18 protein-coding genes and 1 pseudogene are annotated in these 17,903 nt (G+C 42.4%); 5 read left to right on the forward strand and 14 right to left on the reverse strand.

Annotation, left to right across the window (positions count from 1 at the left end; all coding sequences use genetic code 11):
- The first annotated feature begins 64 nt into the window (after positions 1-64).
- Positions 65-847, forward strand: a complete 783-nt coding sequence (locus V7K98_RS18490) for an ABC transporter permease (RefSeq protein ID WP_335024354.1) — start codon at positions 65-67, stop codon at positions 845-847.
- A 279-nt stretch (positions 848-1,126) separates the two neighbouring features.
- The gene (locus V7K98_RS18495; RefSeq protein WP_335024356.1) at positions 1,127-1,855 is read left to right on the forward strand and encodes a hypothetical protein; all 729 of its coding nucleotides are present in this window, start codon (positions 1,127-1,129) and stop codon (positions 1,853-1,855) included.
- On the opposite strand, the gene urtE is transcribed toward V7K98_RS18495, so the two are convergent.
- The 3 genes and pseudogenes from urtE to V7K98_RS18510 form a co-directional block, all read right to left on the reverse strand.
- The gene (urtE, locus tag V7K98_RS18500) at positions 1,818-2,516 is read right to left on the reverse strand and encodes an urea ABC transporter ATP-binding subunit UrtE (RefSeq protein ID WP_335024358.1); all 699 of its coding nucleotides are present in this window, start codon (positions 2,514-2,516) and stop codon (positions 1,818-1,820) included. The genes V7K98_RS18495 and urtE overlap by 38 nt on opposite strands.
- Before the next feature lie 102 nt (positions 2,517-2,618).
- Positions 2,619-2,765 (reverse strand): annotated as a pseudogene (locus V7K98_RS18505) (type II toxin-antitoxin system HicA family toxin); the annotation flags it as partial.
- 80 nt (positions 2,766-2,845) lie between these two features.
- On the reverse strand, positions 2,846-3,052 hold the full coding sequence (locus V7K98_RS18510; protein ID WP_094331380.1) for a type II toxin-antitoxin system HicB family antitoxin: 207 nt from the start codon (positions 3,050-3,052) through the stop codon (positions 2,846-2,848).
- Between the two features lie 63 nt (positions 3,053-3,115).
- Between V7K98_RS18510 and V7K98_RS18515 the strand changes: the two genes are divergently transcribed.
- A complete protein-coding gene (locus tag V7K98_RS18515; RefSeq protein WP_335024360.1) occupies positions 3,116-3,268 on the forward strand; it encodes a Uma2 family endonuclease in 153 nt (50 codons plus the stop codon).
- A 144-nt stretch (positions 3,269-3,412) separates the two neighbouring features.
- On the opposite strand, the gene urtD is transcribed toward V7K98_RS18515, so the two are convergent.
- The 5 genes from urtD to V7K98_RS18540 form a co-directional block, all read right to left on the reverse strand.
- Positions 3,413-4,159: an urea ABC transporter ATP-binding protein UrtD gene (gene urtD, locus V7K98_RS18520; RefSeq protein WP_335024362.1), complete on the reverse strand. Its 747-nt coding sequence runs from the start codon at positions 4,157-4,159 to the stop codon at positions 3,413-3,415.
- Positions 4,134-5,252: an urea ABC transporter permease subunit UrtC gene (gene urtC, locus V7K98_RS18525; protein WP_335024364.1), complete on the reverse strand. Its 1,119-nt coding sequence runs from the start codon at positions 5,250-5,252 to the stop codon at positions 4,134-4,136. Before urtC ends, urtD begins: the two co-directional genes overlap by 26 nt.
- A gap of 31 nt (positions 5,253-5,283) precedes the next feature.
- Positions 5,284-6,444 carry an ABC transporter permease subunit gene (locus tag V7K98_RS18530; RefSeq protein WP_335024401.1) on the reverse strand — a complete coding sequence of 387 codons (1,161 nt, stop codon included), beginning with the start codon at positions 6,442-6,444 and terminating at the stop codon, positions 5,284-5,286.
- Between the two features lie 273 nt (positions 6,445-6,717).
- Positions 6,718-8,034, reverse strand: a complete 1,317-nt coding sequence (gene urtA / locus V7K98_RS18535) for an urea ABC transporter substrate-binding protein (RefSeq protein WP_335024365.1) — start codon at positions 8,032-8,034, stop codon at positions 6,718-6,720.
- 193 nt (positions 8,035-8,227) lie between these two features.
- Complete coding sequence (locus tag V7K98_RS18540) at positions 8,228-9,373, reverse strand: NAD(P)/FAD-dependent oxidoreductase (protein ID WP_335024367.1); 1,146 nt, start codon at positions 9,371-9,373, stop codon at positions 8,228-8,230.
- Positions 9,374-9,499: 126 nt separating this feature from the next.
- On the opposite strand from V7K98_RS18540, the gene V7K98_RS18545 reads away from it, so the two are divergent.
- Positions 9,500-10,201: a Uma2 family endonuclease gene (locus V7K98_RS18545; RefSeq protein ID WP_335024369.1), complete on the forward strand. Its 702-nt coding sequence runs from the start codon at positions 9,500-9,502 to the stop codon at positions 10,199-10,201.
- A 271-nt stretch (positions 10,202-10,472) separates the two neighbouring features.
- Here V7K98_RS18545 and V7K98_RS18550 read toward each other — a convergent pair whose 3' ends face one another.
- Positions 10,473-13,988, reverse strand: coding sequence for a tetratricopeptide repeat protein (locus V7K98_RS18550; RefSeq protein ID WP_335024371.1), 3,516 nt, complete (start codon positions 13,986-13,988; stop codon positions 10,473-10,475).
- On the reverse strand, positions 13,989-14,315 hold the full coding sequence (locus V7K98_RS18555; RefSeq protein ID WP_335024403.1) for a hypothetical protein: 327 nt from the start codon (positions 14,313-14,315) through the stop codon (positions 13,989-13,991).
- Positions 14,316-14,498: 183 nt separating this feature from the next.
- Here V7K98_RS18555 and V7K98_RS18560 point away from each other — a divergent pair, with 183 nt between their 5' ends.
- Positions 14,499-15,083, forward strand: coding sequence for an Npun_F5749 family FMN-dependent PPOX-type flavoprotein (locus V7K98_RS18560; RefSeq protein WP_335024373.1), 585 nt, complete (start codon positions 14,499-14,501; stop codon positions 15,081-15,083).
- 100 nt (positions 15,084-15,183) lie between these two features.
- Here the strand turns inward: V7K98_RS18560 and cysE are convergent, their stop codons facing one another.
- The 4 genes from cysE to V7K98_RS18580 form a co-directional block, all read right to left on the reverse strand.
- Entirely contained in the window at positions 15,184-15,948 is a 765-nt protein-coding gene (gene cysE, locus V7K98_RS18565; RefSeq protein WP_335024375.1) for a serine O-acetyltransferase, read from the reverse strand.
- A gap of 194 nt (positions 15,949-16,142) precedes the next feature.
- Entirely contained in the window at positions 16,143-16,634 is a 492-nt protein-coding gene (locus V7K98_RS18570) for a hypothetical protein (protein WP_335024377.1), read from the reverse strand.
- A 164-nt stretch (positions 16,635-16,798) separates the two neighbouring features.
- The gene (locus tag V7K98_RS18575; RefSeq protein WP_335024379.1) at positions 16,799-17,284 is read right to left on the reverse strand and encodes a nucleotide exchange factor GrpE; all 486 of its coding nucleotides are present in this window, start codon (positions 17,282-17,284) and stop codon (positions 16,799-16,801) included.
- Positions 17,277-17,891 (reverse strand): molecular chaperone DnaJ, encoded by a 615-nt coding sequence (locus tag V7K98_RS18580; RefSeq protein ID WP_335024380.1) that lies wholly within the window; start codon positions 17,889-17,891, stop codon positions 17,277-17,279. The genes V7K98_RS18575 and V7K98_RS18580 overlap by 8 nt, the downstream gene beginning before the upstream one ends.
- Positions 17,892-17,903: the final 12 nt, after the last annotated feature.

Here is a 17,903-nt window from a genome sequence, read left to right on the forward strand (position 1 = left end):
AAAGTTATTGTGTAATTTTTATAAAGATAGTTACAAATAGGACATTTTAGGTTGTGGGTGCAAGATGCAAAGATATTTGAAAGTACTAAGACTATTTTGGGGTGCTGCGATCGCAGCTGAGTTAGAGTATCGTGTTAATTTTTTCATCGCTACCCTCACCAGCTTGGGAAATCTTGCGGGTAGCCTCTTTGGACTATTCTTGTTTTACCGCACTGGTTATACTTTTAGTGGCTGGTCATGGGAAGCAGCTTTAGTAGTTTTAGGAATTTTTACCTTACTACAAGGCTTTTCTGCGACTTTTCTAGCGTCAAACTTGAATCGCATTGTCCGCCATGTCCAGGAAGGCACTTTGGACTTTATATTATTAAAGCCTATCCGCAGTCAGTTTTGGCTTTCCACTCATACCCTTTCACCTTGGGGACTGCCGGATTTAGTTTTTGGTTGTATTATTATTGGCTATGCAGGTAAACGCCTCGGTGTAGGGATAAATGGCTATCTAATTGGTATGCTGCCGTTATTATTCAGCTTCGTGATTTTATACAGTCTGTGGTTTATGCTGGGATCGATGAGTATTTGGTTCGTCAAAATATACAACGCTACCGAAGTGCTGAGTGGTTTGTTGGAAGCTGGGCGATATCCCATCGCTGCATATCCCACTACTTACCGCTTTTTCTTCACCTTTGTGATGCCTGTGGCTTTTTTAACTACTGTACCAGCCCAGGTGTTACTGGGTCGCAGTGAAATTAGCTGGTTGATAGGTGCGGCAATATTAGCAGTAGCGTTGTTTTTCGCTTCTACTTGGTTTTGGCGGTTTGCGTTACGGTTTTATACTAGCGCTTCGAGTTAGAGAAATATTAAAAGTAATCAAATTCTCATCCAGAAGTACTCAAAAAAGCTAGAGATTGAAGAAGAATTCAGAAGTCAGAATTCAGGAGTCAGAATCAATCAGTCGGGGATTCAGACCCGCCACTGATTGAAGACCACCAAATTTAAAATTTGGTGGGGGTCTTAAACCCAGTTATTCATCCGCCACTCGTACAGAATTCATTCTGAATTCTGACTCCTGAATTCTGTTTGATAACAATTGCAACTTGCAAGTCAAGGTGATTTGGATTTATAACATTTTATGGAATCCCAAATAGACATACATTTGCCTAATGGAGTTTTACAACGCTTGCAAAATGTAAAAGATTTTGTAGGTGGAAGCGTTAATTCTCTAAGTAACTCAGCACAGCAAGTTGGAGAGTCTTTAAAGACGACAGCAACTACAACAACTGATACAGTTACAACAAGTTTAGAGCAAACTTGGCAAACTGCTGAGAAATTTAAAAGTACAACATCGGGCGCAGTTAAAGATGCAATGGCATTTTCTGTAGGTGATTGGGTGACACAACACCCGATATTTTTTAGGTTAGTTCAAATACTAGGTTGGGCGACTAATCATCCAATTATTAGTATAGTGGTTTTGCTGTTTGCACTTGCTCTAATTTGGAGCATCATCAAAGCAATTGTCCGCTTAATTGAAACAGCTAGTTGGTCAATACTCCAAGTTCCGTTAAAATTGCTTCAGACTTTGATTAAAGTAGGTTTTTTATCTTTAACTAAAGCTGGTAGTTTTGCTGTTCAACAAATTAAGGCTACTAAAACAACTGATATCCTACCAGCTTTACCACTGGAAAATTTTCAACCAAATAAACAACAACGATTGGCAGAAATTTCTAGTCGCTTGGAAGTAATTCAAAAGGAACAGCATGAGCTTTTACAAGAAGCAGCAGACTTGATTACTTCTGAGACAATTGATATAGACATCTCCAAAATTAAACAGCTAAGAAGCGTTGAATCACATCTTGGCTAAGTTCGGCTGTGGAACCGGAGGCGACAATACCGCCTTTTTGCATAGCGTAATAGTAATCAGCCTGACGGACAAAGTGCAAATGTTGCTCTACCAATAAAACCGAAATGCCTTTGGTTTCGACGATGCGACGGACTGCGGCTTCAATTTCAAGGATGATGGAGGGTTGAATACCTTCCGTGGGTTCATCTAAGACAAGTAATTGAGGTTCTCCCATTAAAGCACGTGCGATCGCTAATTGTTGCTGCTGTCCCCCGCTCAAATCTCCACCCATCCGCGAAAGCATGGTTTTTAACACCGGAAATAAGCTAAAAACTTCCTCTGAAATTTCTGCTTTTTTTACTGGTTTCTTTCTAGCTTCCAACCCCAGCAGCAGATTTTCTTTGACTGTCAAACGGGGAATAATTTCTCGCCCTTGGGGGACATAACCAATTCCTAACTTTGCCCTTTGGTCGGGAGATTTTGAATTGATTAATTCTCCAGCTAAGTTAATTGTACCGCTACGGGGTTTGAGTAAACCCATAATTGTTTTGAGTAATGTAGATTTCCCCACGCCATTGCGTCCAATCAGGCAAATCATTTGCCCAGATGGTACGCTTAAATCTACATTGCGAAGAATATGGCTTTCACCGTAGTAAACGTCAAGATTAGAAATTTGTAGCATTATAAATTACGTAGATATTAAAATTTAACGCAGAGGCAAAAAGAAAGATTTATTTGTTATGCTTTTGTCCAATAACCTCAATATGATAAGGTCATAATCCACTCAAATTGCAGAAACAAACTCGCTCACTGTAAGCCCCGCAGTGCGAATCAAACTTCGCAACGTTCCTTTCGCTACTTCACGATGCTCAGGAACAGATAGTGTGGCTAACTCTCCTTCTTTAACCAGAATTATATGGCTTCCACTTTGGCGTGCAACTTCCTAACCAAATGACTCAAACACACGAACAACTTCACGTCCGTTAAGAACAGGAATAGCAGAGGCCATAACTAAGCCACAACCTCTACTTGGTGAGTCTCTATGGTAAGTGGCAAACCGCGCTCGGCACGAACTTGTAGACAAGCAGCTATTGCATCTTTGATATTTTCTAGTGCTTCTTTCTTAGTCTGACCTTGACTCACACAACCCGGAATACTGGGGCACTCTACAATCCATGCACCATCTTCATCACGATCAACCGTTACATTAAACCTCATATTTCCTCATACACTAAGCTTGTGACTATAGTATATCTAGAGTGTGTGATGTAGGACTCCTATTTGATTTTTGAACAAAATATTGTTTCTCCGGGAACGGTCAATCGCGTTCGTGATTATCGCTACAAGCGGACGGAGTATGCTGCTAGGGAAATATTGGAGTATTGGATTGTTGACCGACAGATGCAACAAATTACGATTTACCAGTGGGTGTAAGGACAGTATGAGGATAAGTTATTTACAGGTGCAACTTCTATGGAATCAGTGGTAATTGCTGATTGGGCGCTAACAGTAGAGCAGGTATTTAATAGCGCAAATCGAGCAGAATCACCAGGCGAATAGAAAGTACAATTGAGTTTTTTATTCTTCCTGTTTTCCTAGATATACTTCAATCACACGAGAATCATTTTGCACTTCCTCAAAATTTCCTTCACATAACACCGAACCTTCATGTAATACCGTTACTTTATTGGCAATTTGACGCACAAATTCCATATCGTGTTCAATAACTAAAATGGAATGGCTTTGCGCTAGTGCTAAAAGCAGTTCGCCAATCTTATAAGTTTCTTCATCTGTCAAGCCCGCAGCTGGTTCATCAACAAGTAATAAATCAGGTGATTGTGCTACTAACATCCCAATTTCTAAACGTTGCTTTTCGCCGTGAGAAAGTAAACCTGCTCTGATGTCAGCTTTTGGAGTTAAACCGATGGTTTCTAACAATCCTTTAATATTATTCTTTTCAACAGCGTTAGAACGTTCAAACAAAGTAGAAAAGACATTTTTATTCTTGTTACTGGTAATTTCTAGATTTTCACGAGGCGTTAAATTTAAGTAAATTCGGGGTGTTTGGAACTTTCGCCCAATTCCCAATCTGGCAATTTTATATTCAGGTAAAGAACGCAGGTTTCTTCCTTTGAATAAAACTCGCCCAACGGTTGGTTGCACTTTCCCGGTAATCACATCTAGAAATGTTGTCTTTCCTGCACCATTGGGGCCAATTACTACTCGTAATTCACCCACATCCATACTAAAGTTAAGCTGATTTAACGCCTTAAAACCGTCAAAACTCACAGTGACGTTTTCAGTTTCCAATATTTTTGCGTTCATGTTGCACTTCTGGGTCTTCTTCCAAGGTGGGATATGTAGCAATTTCTTGAGGGCGATTGAAAACAGAAATATTCTGACTACGCAACCATCCCACTATACCGTCGGGAAGCACTGTAACGACTATCAAAAATAGTGCGCCTTGAAAAAATAGCCAGATTTCAGCAAATTGTTCGCTTAAAAAAGTACGGGCATAATTTACTAACAAAGTTCCGACAATTGCGCCAATTAAAGTAGCGCGGCCGCCTACAGCTACCCAAATCACCATTTCAATGGAAAAAGCAATATCCATTGCTCTGGGTGAGACAGAACCACTTTGAATGGTGTAATATGCTCCTGCTATACCTGCGATCGCACCTGAAACTGCAAACACCAGCACCTTAAAATCTGTAGGATCGTAGCCAGAAAACCTTACCCGACTTTCATCATCACGAATCGCTATCAACAATCTGCCAAAGCGTCCAGTTGTCAACCAGCGACAAATACCGTAGGTAATTGCGAGAAACACTACCGTTAGCGTGTAGAAAACAAACTGCGTTTTCGCATCGCTGACCGTTGCCCCGAACAAAGTTGTAAAATCTATCAGCCCATTCGTACCGTTGAAAAATTGTTGTTGACCGTTAAAGAAGTTGAAAAATACAATCGTTCCCGCTTGAGTCAAGATAGAAAAATAAACTCCCTTGAGACGATTACGGAAAACCAAATATCCCAACAATCCCGCCAATAACCCTGGAATCAACACCACACCAGCTATTGTCAAAGGAAAAGAATAAAAAGGTTTCCAAAACGCGGGAAGTTCCGTAACCCCATAGAGTCCCATGAAATCAGGCAATTCACCAGTAGGGACTTGCAGTTTTAGGTACATTGCGATCGCATATCCACCCAAACCAAAGAAAATACCATGTCCCAAACTCAATAGACCAGTATACCCCCAAATCAAATCAATACCCAAAGCTGCGATCGCCAGCGACAAAAATCGCCCCAACAAATTCAGGCGAAACTCCGACAGCAACAGTGGCATGATAATTATAAGGAAAAGTGCGATCGCAACTACCACCCCCACCTCAATTAACAACCCTCCTCCCCTCCTCCTCATTCTCTGCGCCCTCTGCGTCTCTGCGGTTCGTTTAAACATCAACAGTACGTCCCTTCTGCGGAAAAATCCCCCCAGGCTTCCATTGTAAAAACACAATAATCAGCGCAAATACCATCACCTTCGCCATACTCGTCGTCGCAAAAAAAGTAAAGAAATCAGCCAAAGGTTTAACAGGAGTAAACAACAAAGCCAGAGTCCCAGAACCAATTAAAAAATTAGCCGTCCCAATACCCAAAGCAGCAACAATCGTCCCGGCTAGATTCCCTACGCCGCCAACCACAACCACCATAAAAGTATCAATAATATAGTTTTGTCCCGTATTTGGCCCCACCGAACCGAGTAAACTAATCGCACATCCAGCCACACCAGCTAAACCAGAACCTAGTGCAAAAGTAATCGCATCAACCTTTTGAGTTGGGATACCCAAACAAGCACTCATACTCCGGTTTTGTGTCACAGCCCGAATTCTTAAACCCCAGCTAGAACGTTGTAAAAATAAATAAATTCCCGCCACACAGATTATTGTTAAAGCGATAATAAATAATCTAGCAAAGGGTAATTGCACACCACCAAGAGACATCCCTGCTTGTAACCAAGTAGGTGCTGTTACATCTACATTTTGAGCGCCAAACCAAGGTTGAGTTACTGCTAGCTGATAAGTTTTGCTTAATAAATTTACCGTTGTGATTGTCACCCCTAACGATAGTAAAAATATTACTGCCACAATCCAGTTACGAACCCTTCCCAAATCAGTACGGGAATTCAAAATCCATAAACCTCCAAAAAAGAATAGAGAAAATATAGCTATGCCAATTACCAAGACCCAATTGACGCTGCGAACCAACTGCTGAAAAATTAAACTTACTCCCCAAGTTGCCAAGAGAGTTTCTAACGGTCGTCCATAGAGATAACGAATCACGCCTTTCTCTAGAATTAATCCCACAGCAGCCGTGAATATAAAAGCAATAATCAAAGCCAAAAATATATAGACTTCAAACCATACTCCGCCCAATTGCTTACAGACATTTTGCACAACAAATGTTGTATAAGCCCCAAACATCATCAACTCACCATGTGCCATATTGATGACACCCATCAATCCAAATATAATGGCTAATCCCAATGCAGCAATTAATAATACAGCACCGATACTAATGCCATTAAATACAGCTTCTAAAAAACCTGTTAACACTTTTTCCCTCACATACTAATTTGTAATTTTAAAAGTTATGATTGATGTATCAAATATTTTTACCCCACCCTAACCCTCCCCTTATAAAGGGGAGGGAACTAGATTATTTTCCGGTTTCCCCCCTTTCCAAGGGGGGATTAAGGGGGGTAATCATTCTATTAAAATCACAGCCAACCACTTTTCAAACATCCTCTAAATGGTGCGTTGCACTTCGCTATAACGCACCCTACAAAGTTAAGATTGATTAATTAGTAATTACGAATTACGAATTATTTAAACTTTCTTGTACTTACCACCTTTAGCAGGGTCAGACCAATCACAAGCAAATCCCTTAGTTTCTTTTACAAATTGATTCCAAGGAACTGGTTCAACTGCTGTCGGAGTAGCATAGACAATATCAAATAAACCATCTTGCCTAACTTGACCAATCCGCACAATTTTGGATATGTGATGATTAGCACCCATTGTCACTTTACCTTCAGGTGCATCTAGAGTTTGACCATAAGCCGCAGCACTGACTTTAGCTATGTCTGTAGTCCCAGCTTTTTCTACTGCTTGCTTCCACAAATAAACGGCGATGTATGCTGCTTCCATTGGGTCATTTGTTACCCGGTTTTCACCGTACTCTTTCTTGAAAGCTGCAACAAACTTCTTATTAGCAGGTGTGTCTACTGTTTGGAAATAGTTCCAAGCTGCATAATGACCTTTGAGATATTCTACACCAATTGCTTTGACTTCTTCTTCAGCAATACTTACAGACATAGAGGGATATTTATCTGGTGTCAATCCAGCCCCTTTTAATTGTTTGAAGAAAGCGACATTACTATCACCATTTAAGGTGTTATAAATCACGCCACCATTGGGCAAACTTTGTTTTATTTTAGTAATGATAGGTGTAACTTCTGTGTTGCCAAGAGGTAAATAATCCTCACCAACTGTTTTCCCGCCTAAAGCTTCTAATTGGGCTTTAATAATTGTGTTAGCAGTGCGAGGAAAAACATAGTCCGAGCCAACTAAAAAGAATTCTTTACCCTTATTTTTTAACAACCAATCAACAGATGGCTCAATTTGTTGATTTGGTGCAGCACCAGTGTAGAAAATATTTTTAGAACACTCTTGTCCTTCATATTGCACAGGATACCAGAGCATGTGATTTTTGCTCTCGAATACTGGCTTCACATTTTTACGGCTAGCAGAAGTCCAGCAACCAAAAACTACAGCAACTTTATCTTGATCGATTAACTTAGTTGCTTTTTCTCTAAAAGTATCCCAGTTAGAAGCACCATCTTCGGTAACTGCTTCAATTTGTTTACCTAAGATACCACCAGCAGCGTTAATTTCCTTGATTGCTAATTTTTCAGCATCGACAACGCTTTTTTCACTAATAGCCATCGTACCACTCAGAGAGTGCAAAATACCTACTTTGATGGTGTTACCAGCAGTAGCCGCAGCAGGAGTTGCAGCAGGAGACGCGACTGGACTTTCTGTAACAGTTGGGGAATTATTCGCGCAAGCTTTGATAAAAAAGCTGCTTCCAAAAGTTAGAGAACCGTAGATTAAAAACTTGCGTCTGTTAAATTGTCTTCTCATATCTTGATGAATTTTCCTCTTGATGAATCAACTAACTTAATGGAAAGCTGACAATATCAAACTTTAAAATGTGATGATAGTGCGATAGTTTACTAGTAAAAAGTTACTGTTTATACAAAATGTCTGATTTTTGTAACAAAAAAATAACTTTGCAATGTTAATCTTTGTTAAGCTCGGTCTTCTGAAATTATTGTCAATTATGAAGAGATAGCTGGAGAATAATTTCATCTTTCTTGCCAGAAGCAAAGTTAGCAAAATGCTTTGCTAAAGGTGGTATGATCGCTAAAGGACTGCTAAATCCCCAGAATAAATGAATGCTGTCAAATCCTGGGATAGTACCAATCAACGGCTGGCGATCGCTACTAAATGCCACCAAGCAATGATGCCAAGTTCCTGGTAAATTTCCCAAAGCTGGTAAAACTTGACCAACACTTTTTCGCAGCCACTTTTCACTTGACTCTGAGTTTACCTTGGCATGAGGATCTGCGATCGCACGGCTAATTTGACCAATGCGGATACTACCATCTTGAAACTGAATTGCACCCGTATCTAAAATCGGTGGTACTAACTCATTACCTAGTCCATCCCACAATTCATCAACTTGAGAAGATTCAGCTTCGAGTTGAAACCGTTGCTGATTCGCTGGCATAACTAAGGTGCGTAACTCCACATCCACAGGTGGGGTTTCAATGATTTCTGCGTGGGTAAAATACAGTTTTACGGGAATACCAGCAGATTTTAGTAGTTGGCGGCTGAGTCCACCCGCACAGATGACAACGTTCGCGCTGTGGAAAGTTGCAGTAGTGGTTTTTACACCATCTTGCAGTACTTGTAATACTTGGGTAATCTGCATTTCACCGCCAGCCCGTAGAAAAGCTTGGATGTAAGCTAGTGCTGTTTTTTCTGGGTGAATATGACCGTGTTTAACAGTTAAAGCACCAGATATCGCTTCTGGATTTAGCTGTGGTTCCAACTCACAAGCTTCTTGGATACTGAGTAAACGAGGTGGGATGGCAGAATCATTATATGATGCAGCCGTTGCTTCTGGGTCATTAGCGGCTGAAATAGTAAGTAATAAATCTAATTCCCGAAACTGGATATCAGCGTCTAACTCTTGAGATAGGATATGGTAACGCGCGATCGCATCTTCGCACAATTGCCGAGTTAGTGGCGTATTCCCCGACCAATAAGCAAGCCCACCATAACTATAGCGAGTTGCATTCTGTGGTGTTTGGTATTGCTCCAATAAAAGTACAGCAAAACCTGTTTTGACTAATTCATAAGCGAGTGCAGCACCCGCAATTCCACCGCCAACCACAATCCAGTCATAGGTTTTCATATATGAATTACGAATTAGTAAAGAGTCTATAGCTTGGTGTAGATCCAGATTCTCTCATTGAAATTGCGATCAAAATTAATTTAGAAAATAAAGATGTATTAATAACTGAGGAACGGTAAGTCCATCATGGTAAATTACGATCCATCAGCTCGTTTGCCCTCTTCAAAAGAACTACCTGACTCTGACGATACCCCAGTAGATAATCAATTACAAAAATCAATTCCCGATTTACTCAGAAGCGTATTAGCAATGGCTTGGGCAGAACGCATGGATTGGTTTTTTGGTATTCGCATGGGTATTTATTACGATCCAGATTTACCGCCAATAGTACCAGATGGGTTTTTAAGTCTGGGCGTAGAACGATTTTATGATGAAAATCTTCGCCCTAGTTATGTGCTTTGGGAAGAAAAGAAACTACCAATATTAGTCTTAGAGGTAGTTTCGCACAATTATCGTGGTGAATACTCAACGAAAAAAGCAGAGTATGCAAAACTAGGGATTTTATATTATGTAGTTTACAACCCACTTCGCCGCCGCAAGCCACGGTTAGAAGTATATAAATTAATTAATGGTGGCTATGTAATATTAGAAAATACTCATCCTGCTTGGTTGCCAGAAATCGGTTTAGGAATTGGCATCGAACGGGGAACTTATATAGGCATTCCCCGTGAGTGGTTGTATTGGTATAACCAGCAAGGGGAAAGGCTTTTAACACCAGAAGAACAGGCAAAAGAAGCAAAACAAGAAGCTCAACAAGCACAGCGACGCACCCAATTATTATTAGAACAGTTGCGATCGCTCGGCATAGATCCTGATTCTCTCACCTGAATTGCTGTCAACACTCATTCACGAGTATTAAAGACTCTCGCGCGAATATCAAAGCCTCGTTCACGGAGTTCAAAGCCTCGTTCACGGAGTTCAAAGACTCGTTCACGGAGTTCAAAGACTCGTTCACGGAGTTCAAAGACTCGTTCACGGAGTTCAAAGACTCGTTCACGGAGTTCAAAGACTCATTACAGCAGTTTTTATTTGCTTAAACCACATTCTTGCCTTCTTCTTTGCGCCTCTGGGCGAGACAAAAAATCTTTCCGTTCTGTAATTACGAATTACGAATTACCCTATCAAGACTTGCACTCACACTTTCAGCATCCGGTGACTTCAATCGCTGCAAAATTTCTAAAGCTGGTTGCAAATAGGATATAGCTTTAGTGTATTCACCCTGCTGTTCTGCCAAATCTCCTAGCCACCACAGAGTCATTGCTTGAGTTCGGACATCACCAATGCGTTGAGTTATTTCCAAAGACTGATTGTAGAGTCTGATCGCTTCATCCACTTCCCCTTTGTCGGCGTAAATACGTCCCAGTCTGTTCAACGTCACCGCTTTGCCTTGGACATTTCCACTGCGTTCATCAATTTCAAGGACTTGATTGTAGAGTGCGATCGCTTGATCCACTTCCCCTTTGTTGGCATAGATACTTCCCAGTTGGTGCAACGTCGCCGCTTTGCTTTGGACATATCCAATACGTTCAGTTATTTCCAAAGACTGATTGTAGAGTGTGATCGCTTGATCTACTTCCCCTTTGTTGGCGTGGATTACTCCCAGTTGGTGCAACGTCACCGCTTTGCCTTGGACATATCCAATGCGTTGAGTTATTTCCAAAGACTGATTGTAGAATGCGATCGCTTCATCCACTTCCCCTTTGTCGGCGTAGATTATTCCCAGTTGGTGCAACGTCGCCGCTTTGCTTTGGACATATCCAATGCGTTCATCTATTTCTAAAGACTGATTGTAGAGTGCGATCGCTTCATCCACTTCCCCTTTATTGGCGTAGAGAATAGCCAGTTGGTGTAACGTCGCCGCTTTGCCTTGGATATTACCAATGCGTTCATTTATTTCCAAAGACTGATTGTAGAGTGCGATCGCTTCATCGACTTCCCCTTTGTTGGCGTAGATACCTCCCAGTTGGTGCAACGTCCCCGCTTTGCCTTGGACATCACCAATGCGTTCTTTTATTTCCAAAGACTGATTGTAGAGTCTGATCGCTTCATCCACTTCTCCTTTGTTGGCGTAGATACCTGCTAGGTTATGAATTATTGCGGCTTTTTCTGTTTCGTCTGTTTGCAAACAAAATTCAAGTGCTTGCTGATAATACTGCTGTGCTTGTTCAACTTCACCAAGTTGTGCTTGAGAGCGAGCTATTTCATGTAAAACGCGGTAGTCTGGAGTGAGTTCCAAGGTAGATTTGCACAGTTGCACTGCTTCCCGAAAACGGCTTTGAATTTTCCAGCTATTTGCTAAATAGAAGGCTGTTTCCGCCGCAATTTCTTCATACTTCCCCAACAAAGCCAAGCGATGAATTTCTAACTCTTGTGCTTCCGTAGCAGTTTCCGCCTCTTTCCACCACAGGCGATACAAAATTTGTGCAGCTTGCTTATACAACTCTTCACCCTTGGGGTTTTCTGGAAACTCTAGCAACGGTGACAAAATCCGGGGAACCCGATACAACCTCTCTGTGTTGTTGGTAAGCGTAACTTCCAACAAACCCAAAATTTCAGCGCGTTGAATATGAATTTCCCAACTTGAGATATCCTCACAAATCGGGGAAATAGCAGCTAGAACAACAGGTAACTCATACACCAACAACTTACCCAGCATTTTCCGCAAACCTGGACTTTGCTGCTTCAGCAATTCCTCAGCCAAGATATTCTCACGAAATTTTTCTTCTGCCACTTCCATCTTCTTTAAGATTGTGGCGAGATTATCTGCAATGTTTTCAGAAAGAATTTTATCCAACCATTCCAACAGCCGAGGATTTCCATCTGCTGCTTTTTTGGCGAGTTCCTGCAATTCTGCATCAATCACCAAAGTGCCATTAAACGAATCCAGACGATTATACTTTTTAATTAAATCTGCCCCACCCAAAGCACCCAGAGATTCGCGGTACAGACGATGATTCAGTTCCGACAATGAAAAATTGTAGCGACAGGTAATAATTACCTTGTGGGGGAGTTGGGAATTTTGAATCGCCTTCAGCAACGCCAGCAGTACATCTACAACTTGTGGTTGCAACAGATAAACCCCATTTCGTAATTCCAAATTTGCCTCAAAGTCATCCAGCACAAAAGCAAAGCGCTGTTCTTTGGTATTCAGTCCTTCGATGAAAAACTTGGTGAGGCGCTGCATCAACGGTAACTTGCCATTGAGAATTTCATGCCCCCGTTCCGAGGTACATTGTTCAGCAAGGGTTTTGAGCAATTTATCCTCATCCAGTTGCCGAAAATTCACCAGCCTGTCATAGCCAACCATCCTTTCGAGAAGTCGCGCAGTCACAGTACTCTTACCCACACCCCCCAGTCCGTGAATGAGTACCCCCAATGAAGTGCGAATCGCTTTGAGACAACGTTGCAAAGTCCGCCGTCTGCCAACAAACTCAGAGGGTTTCGCCACCCGCACCAGTTGGGTATCGGGATCTAAAAATTGTTGATATGCAGGTTCCGGCGCTGAGGGTGGCAAATCTCCCCACACTTCCACGAACGCACCGGGACATTCTCCCTGAATATATAACCGCAACAAATGCCAGTCACGCACATTCTGTTTAAACAACAGCTGATAAGTGCTAGCGAGTGCTTCAGCTAATTGATATCCCGCAGCCAATTTGCCGTAGAGGTGTGCGGCGGCGGCTGTCGCAGTCCGGTCTTCCACAGGTCGCCCCCAACTTAAAACCGCCCTAGCCCCTTGTGCAATTAGTGCCTCAGCCATAGAAGGGACAGCCCCTTTATCTGGTGCTTGTCCAGTCCGACACCCAGACAAAAACACCAATTTGGGAAATCTAAACCGAAAAACTTCCGCCAGTTCTGCGGCTGTAGTTTCGTGACGTTCTCCAACTTCCGTTTCAGTAATAAAATAAGGCGTATTCGCCTCTAAACCTTCCCCCCTCCTCGCTTGCGGGGAGGGGTTGGGGGTGGGGTTCTTTTCCGCTTCACCAGGAGTAATTGACGCGTGTCCTGTGAGGTGAAACACATCAAAGTCATCAAGATAGCGACTCCACACCTTACCCAACTCGCTGACGCAACCGCTTTCTTCCACCCGCAAATCGACAGCAAAATCTCGCGTATCAGCCAGAATTCTCGCCTCTTCCTGTTCAAACTCTAACTTTGGTTCCACATCTTCCGGGTCGGTTGCCATAAACAATACTCGCAATTGTCGTGCTTCTACAGAAAACCCTTCCGTTTCTTTCTCAATCCAGCGCAGAGGTAAAACCACCGGATTAACCCGCTTTACCAAAAAATCCTTATCATCATGCAACACTTCCCAAGGTAAATGTGCCAATTTTTTATCAGTATCAATGGCAATTACCAACCCCTCACCGCGACAGTCAGCAATTCCCCGACTCAACCAGCGTCCATCGCTATCCAACCAAAAAAATAACTGCTTCCCGATTCCTGGTAAATTGGGCAGCAGTTTATAGTAATCTCGTTCTCCCTGCTTGAGTAAATCAGCGATTTCTGCTAATTTCAGGCGACGTGATTCATAGTGCTTTATTTGAGGTAGCCAATACCTGAGTTCAACTGTTTCCTGCGTACTTTCCCGAAGTTGAATGCGGATAGTTTGCACTTATTTGCTGAGAGATTTGAGGATTTCCGTGATTTCCTCTATAGTAGCTTCTTCGAGTAAAATCCTATTTCCATTATCAGGGTCAAGAATGACCACATCAAATTGCTTCCCAGGATGAGATTTATGCCATTCTTGATACAATTTGCGAATTTGTTCAGCTAAAGCCGCAACACCACCCACAATGGTAATAATAGTAGCGATCGCCGCCAAAGTTCCCTCTCTTTGCGTCGGCACTTCATAGCTTCCCGATATTCCAGGGATTTCTAGCAAAGCCTCGGCTGCTGCTGGTGCGCCTTCACCCTCAATACCAACTTGAATTCCTGCCATAAAATCACCTGCGAATTTATACAACATAGTGTATATTCTGCGTCGAATTGGAAATAAACTTCACCCACAGACGATTACAAAATTATTCACTTTATATCGCACCAATTGTCTAAAATAAGACAACAGATCCAAACCTTCTAACTGTCTTAATTACGAATTACGAATTACGAACTACGAATTAATATGTCTCTTGCTCCTTGGCGAGGTGCGATCGCTCATGCACTCCATCGCAACCGCAGTCTTGTTTATGCCCGTTACCTCCAACTAGCAACAGTGCAGCCAAACGGTCGCCCCGCTAATCGTACCCTAGTCTTTCGCGGCTTCCTGGAAGATACAAACCAGCTAAGATTTATCACAGATATCCGTAGCGCTAAAGCCGATCAGATACAACAACAACCTTGGGCAGAAATTTGCTGGTACTTCCCCAATACACGAGAACAATTCCGCATCAATGGCGATTTGACCCTAGTCAGCAGTGATGATTCTCACCAGGAATTACAGCCAGCCCGAATTTCCATCTGGCAAGAATTGAGTGATGCGGCACGTTTACAGTTTGCTTGGCCCCATCCTGGTAAACCCAGAGTTGAAACCCCAGAAGCTTTTGCACCACCAGCACCCAACCCCATACAGCCAGTGCCTAATTTTTGCCTACTGCTACTCAACCCAGCGCAGGTAGACCACTTAGAACTACGCGGCGAACCACAAAATAGAAGGTTTTATCGCCACGATGAAAATCAGGAATGGTTTTGTGAAGAAATTAATCCTTAATTTTGTCCGTCAGGAGTCATGAGTCAAAAGGCGCAAAGATAATTTTTATTCCTCACTCCTATACAGACGCGATTAATCGCGTCTCTACTCCTAACTTTCTTTAAATACCCGCACCATCTAGAAACTGCTGTATTGCCTTATCTTTAAGGCTGCACACAGGAGCATCTTGTAATACATCAGCCTGGTTAGAAGCTATACAACCTGCCAACACAAGAATTTTTTCAGAAGACTTGCTGCGCTGAAGATTTTGTATTTGTTCTTCTAGCGCCTCAATCCGGTCTACTAAAGCACGAATCACTTCGGCTTCCGAATCTGGTAAATTACTGTGTTCCAGAGGTGCAACCCGAACTCCAGAACGATATATAATCCGCCCAGGCACACCGACTACAGTACAATCAGAAGGGACATCCCTGAGTACAACAGACCCAGCACCAATACGGACATTATTCCCAACTTGAATATTGCCCAACACCTTCGCTCCCGCCCCAACCACGACATTTTCGCCCACAGTTGGATGGCGTTTGCCACATTCTTTACCAGTACCCCCAAGGGTGACACCTTGATAAATTAGGGCATAGTCTCCCACGATCGCAGTTTCACCAATTACTACACCCATACCGTGGTCAATAAACACACTTTGCCCAATTGCTGCACCAGGATGGATTTCAATTCCAGTCAAAAACCGAGCCAAGTGAGAAATCAGGCGAGGAATAAAGGGAAGACCGAGAGTGTACAGCCAGTGAGCCAGCCTATGAAATAGCAGGGCTTGCAAACCAGGGTAACAAAATAAAACTTCCAACCAGTTACGGGCAGCTGGGTCACGTTCAAAGATGATACGAAAGTCAGCACGCAGTATAGATAGCACGAGATAGCACCCTCGGAAAGCACGACAAGCTACTCTCCTATATTATCCTTTCAGGTGTTGCACGTAAAAATTGGGCATTGGGCATTGGGCATTGGGCATTGGGCATTGGGCATTGGGCATTGGGAATTAGTTATTAATCACTGAACTCCAAACTCCAAACTCCAAACTCCAAACTCCAAACTCCAAACTTCCCATTACTGCTGCTCTACTGTCAGGGTGTAATCGTGCTTGACTCCAGGATTGAATGTACCTACCCAAATCCGATAAGTGCCACTTTTCCAGTTGCGATCGCTAACGCTAGCATCTTTACTTTTACCAGTATCATCACCGCAACGAATCGTAGTTTGATCTGGGCCTTGGATCATTAAAGTGGTGTCGCTTCCCCCGCTATCTACTTGTATTGTCAGCTGGGAAAAGTCTTTTTCCAAAACCATAATGTGATCTGGATTGGGATCGGCAAAGCCTATACATGCTTTTTGATCGCGATCGCGGTTACTGATGGCAGACAATGAATAAGAACCACCTGTAAACCCCTGTACTGTTCCTTGGGCTGGATTAAAGTTTGCTGATAAGTTTAAAGTAGCAAAATTCGCTGTCTGTGCGATTACAGGAGTCGCTGTGATGGCGGTAAGTATAGCCAACAACCAGCTGCCGCTAAACTGAAGTCGGGGGCGACAGTATTTCATAGTAGCCCTCCAACAGGCTGTTAAATTAGTGATGATATATACACATTCTAATGAAAAAATTCCAGTAAAATTCCAGTTGATTGTGCCACATTAAAATGTGCCACAATGAAGGGTTTTGAAAGCAAACAGCTAATTGCTAGGCTGTCTCTCGATCTAAACAGCAGCTATGATTCCCCAACTGATGATTTGGATGTGATTATCTCTGTTGGGCGCAGAGTCTTCTCTCCTAAAGAAAACCCTCGACGGACGATTTTAGTAATTGTTTGATCTGCTATATCATTTCTTTCTTCACGATCGACAACACGGCATAAATTAAAATCTGGCTGTGTACTTTGCAGTTCTATCTCTATAGGTAAGACTTGGCGTTTTCCTAGTACACCAAGAAACTTCCGATTAACCGCCCCTACAGACTTGGGTAAACGCTGGAGAAACTCTGGGCTTGGGTTGGGGTTTTGTTCTAAATAATCCAGTAAAGCTTCTAATGCATCACCAATTTCTAGCAGTTCTAAAAATAAATCTTCAGTGTTTGCTGCGGTTTGAGTTTGCTGTTCTCGCAAGGATTGTTGTAGTAAAACTTTTTCCTTTTGGAGGTTGCCAAATTCTTGCTTAAGCCAGTCGCGCTTCTCTTCGTTAAGAATAAAATTAGACATGGGAAACCTCTTTTGATAACATCGGTAAGGTCTTAATTGCCCAAGTTTGCACTTGCGGATGGGTATGGTTACTCAAAAGCTGACAAAGGGCGATCGCTCTTTCTAACTGTCCAACCATTTTATACACTTTAATCAGCCACATTTGTGCTTGAATGTAATCTTGACTATTCCGGTCTGTAGAGCCTTGACAGTGGTCTTCAAGATATTTGATCGCTTTGGGGTAACGTCCTTCTTTGCAAGCTGTAATGCCCTCAGTCAATAACTCTGATAGCATCATCGGTAAAGGCTCTCGCTCTAGGCGTTCTTCTTGAACGGATTGAGCGATCGCTTGCTCTAATCCATCAAATTCTGGCAATAATACCAGTCTAGGTACTGGCTGAAGTAAGTCCGATAAATCACTATATTTGAAGTGTTTGATAGCAGGTAGTATAGGACGTAAATAGTCGGCTATGATGCGTTCTTCTGGTTTTAGTAAGCTTTTTTGAGCTTTAGCAATGATATCCACAGGATGTTTTTTTTGCTTCATTGCCACTGCTACAGCTTTTGCAATTTCAGCTTTGGATGCTGCTGGGGATACACCCAGAATGTCATAAGGATTATATTCCATTAGATACCTTTA

This window comes from Nostoc sp., from assembly GCF_036917435.1.
GTDB lineage: Bacteria > Cyanobacteriota > Cyanobacteriia > Cyanobacteriales > Nostocaceae > Nostoc.